Annotated in this window: 3 protein-coding genes; 1 reads left to right on the top strand and 2 read right to left on the bottom strand. The window is 64.6% G+C overall.

What is annotated here, in order from left to right:
- Positions 1-36 precede the first annotated feature (36 nt).
- Both HUK82_RS15630 and mtnA read right to left on the bottom strand, forming a co-directional pair.
- A complete protein-coding gene (locus HUK82_RS15630; protein ID WP_176614822.1) occupies positions 37-933 on the bottom strand; it encodes a DUF2272 domain-containing protein in 897 nt (298 codons plus the stop codon).
- Positions 934-1,073: 140 nt separating this feature from the next.
- Complete coding sequence (gene mtnA / locus HUK82_RS15625; RefSeq protein WP_176614821.1) at positions 1,074-2,174, bottom strand: S-methyl-5-thioribose-1-phosphate isomerase; 1,101 nt, start codon at positions 2,172-2,174, stop codon at positions 1,074-1,076.
- A gap of 472 nt (positions 2,175-2,646) precedes the next feature.
- Here mtnA and HUK82_RS17235 point away from each other — a divergent pair.
- Positions 2,647-2,840 (top strand): hypothetical protein (locus tag HUK82_RS17235; protein ID WP_394367514.1); only part of this gene is annotated, 194 nt, incomplete at its 3' end.

Below are 2,840 nucleotides of genomic sequence, written 5' to 3'. Positions count from 1 at the left end.
GGCTGCGGCGGGAGGCGGCCCCGGCCGCCGGACGTGTCAGCCGCCGGCGTCCGGCTCCTCGTCCGCATCGTACAGCACTTCGAGGACCGCGCACCACGGATAGCGAGGGTCGTAGGACGTACCGTCCGGGCTGGCCAGACGGCCATTCGCATCCACCGGGACATGGGTCAGCGTGACGCTGTCATCCACATTGCCGCCGATAATCCCGATCTGGTGGCCGAACGGCGCGCCGGACTGGTTCGTCACCACCACGATGCCGCAATGGGCGGGAAAACCGTAGCGCGTGGGCAGTGACGCAAAGCGCACGGATTTCGATGCGCCGCGACCGACGCAGATCAGGTCGCCGGCCTTGGGCGCGTACTCGACCGGATCATGCGCCCGCAGGCCGCTCGATTGCCCGCTGGCGGCCGCGTTGATGTAGGTCGAGTGATTGGGCGAGTAGGGGAAGCGGTCGTTGGCACCGGCCACGCGCATCACATAGGAAATGAACGCCGCCGACCATGCGAAACGCGCGTCGTGTTCGAAGGCGAAGCTGGTGCCGTTTTCGTCGCGTTTGCCGCTCCACGCGATTTCGGTCTCCTGCGGGTCCTGGCCGATCCACCAGTATTCGCCGATGCGCTGCCACAGACCGGGCGCGCGTTCGGGCTTGATCGACGCCACCGAGGGCTCGGGCCGGTCAACGGGATCATCGTCGGCGATCGGTTGGCCGAACATCCGCCATTCCCGCACGGCGATGGCCACCACGTCCTGACGGTTGAACGGCACGAAGTTGCGCGTGGCGAAGTCGGGAACGTGGTCGTCGGCCATCAGCGGGCCCTGACCCTGCCGATACTGGGCGACGGGTGTCGGAACCGGATGCGGCTGAGGCGCCGGGGCGGCACACGCCCCGAGGGCGAGCAGCGCGAGGGAAGGAAACACAAGCCGTGGCGTCATCGCATGTCTGATCCGAAAAGCTGCGCCACGGCAGCGGCGGCGCGTTCCCCTCAGCCATAATGCGTTGTCAGGCCGTCGCAAAGGGGGGAGATCGGGACCGCCCCGCGTCGTATGCCGTCCCTGCGAGGTGTGGCGCCGTCTCAGGCGTGTTCGGGGAACAGGGATAGCAACCCGGCCTCGGTCGCGTCGCAGGTCCCCCGCTCGGTCAGCAGGCCCGTCACCAGACGCGCGGGCGTGACGTCGAACGCCGGGTTCGCCGCTGCGCTGCCTGCCGGGGTGACGCGGACGCTTGCCGGGTTACCGTGCGCGTCGACGCCATGAACCATGGTGACTTCGGCTTCCGACCGTTCCTCGATAGGAATTTCGGCGACGCCGTCGCGCACGGTCCAGTCGATCGTGGTGGACGGGAGAGCCACCCAGAACGGAACGTTGTTATCGGCGGCCGCGAGGGCCTTGAGGTAGGTGCCGATCTTGTTGGCGACATCGCCCTGACGCGTCACCCGATCGGTACCCACGATCACGAGATCAACCATGCCATGCTGCATCAGGTGGCCGCCCGCATTGTCGACCACGACGGTGTGGCGTACCCCGTGCCGGCCCAGTTCCCATGCGGTCAACGCCGCGCCCTGGTTGCGCGGACGGGTTTCATCGACCCAGACATGAACATCGATGCCGGCATCGTGCGCCATATAGATCGGGGCAAGGGCCGTGCCCCAGTCGACCGTGGCGATCCAGCCCGCGTTGCAATGCGTCAGGATATTGACCGTTTTACGATCCCCGGTCTTGGCACCGGCAATTTGTGTGATCAGCCCAAGGCCATGCCGGCCGATGGCTTCGTTCTGAGCGACGTCCTCGTCGCAGATGCGGCCGGCTTCTTCATACGCTGCCTGAACACGCAAGGAGGGATCGAGAGGACGCAGATGCTCCAGCATGCGTGCGATCGCCCAGCGCAGATTGATCGCGGTCGGTCGCGTTGCCGCCAGGAACGCGGCGTCGCGCTCCATAGCGTCGTCAGAGGCATCGACGCGCAGCGACAGCGCAAGTCCATAGGCTGCAACAGCGCCAATCAGCGGAGCGCCGCGCACCTGCATCGTCACGATCGCGTCCGCAACCTGGTCGCGGGTGCGCAGTTCGAGAATGTCGAGCGTGGCCGGGATTCGGGTCTGGTCGAAAATTCTGACGGTGGAGCGGTCGGTTTCGTCGACCCATACGCTGCGATAGGGAACGCCGTCGATCTTCATGCTTTACACTCCATGCGGATGGCAGCAGCCGGTCGGGCCTGCGGTCACGGAAGGGGGATGCGGGCGCTTTGCCGGAATTGGCCGTCGCGCGCAAGAAAAATGGTAAACCGGCGGCTAACGGCATGAGCGCCGGTGAAGGGTATCGGCAAGGTTGGCGATAGGAAAAGGAAAATATCGAATACGTTCTTTCCGATATGTCGTCGCTTATAGTGCTTGATCCTCTTTTGTTCTCTTCGCGGGTAGCGAAAACGGCGGGTCGAAACAGTAAAATTACGTGACGTATTTCGTTTTTATTGCATTTGCGGCGGAAATGATCTTCACATCGCGTAAGAGAAGGCGCATGGGGACTGCCGAATCCGATTCGCCGGTTTCTCGGGCGCCGGTTTTGTCCGGATGACGGTCGAGACCCAGGCCCGTGTGTGAACCGGTTACCGCCTTCAGCGATTCACCTGAACGATAGGACTATGTGATCATGGCAAAGAAAGTTACAACGACCACCAGCCGCGCGAAGAAAGTGGCGGCGCCGGCAAAGACCTCCGCACCCGTGGGCCGCCCCGCGCGCGCGAAAGCCGCCGCTCCGGTTGAAGATGTGAAAGTTGCCGCGGCGCCGGCGAACCGTGCGCGCAAGGTCGTCGCTGCCCCGGTTGCGGCGCCCGTCGAAAAGCC

This window comes from Ameyamaea chiangmaiensis (genome assembly GCF_013376175.1).
GTDB classification, from domain to species: domain Bacteria; phylum Pseudomonadota; class Alphaproteobacteria; order Acetobacterales; family Acetobacteraceae; genus Ameyamaea; species Ameyamaea chiangmaiensis.
Note: the sequence above shows the minus strand (reverse complement) of the source record. Positions and strands in the feature narration are given on the sequence as shown.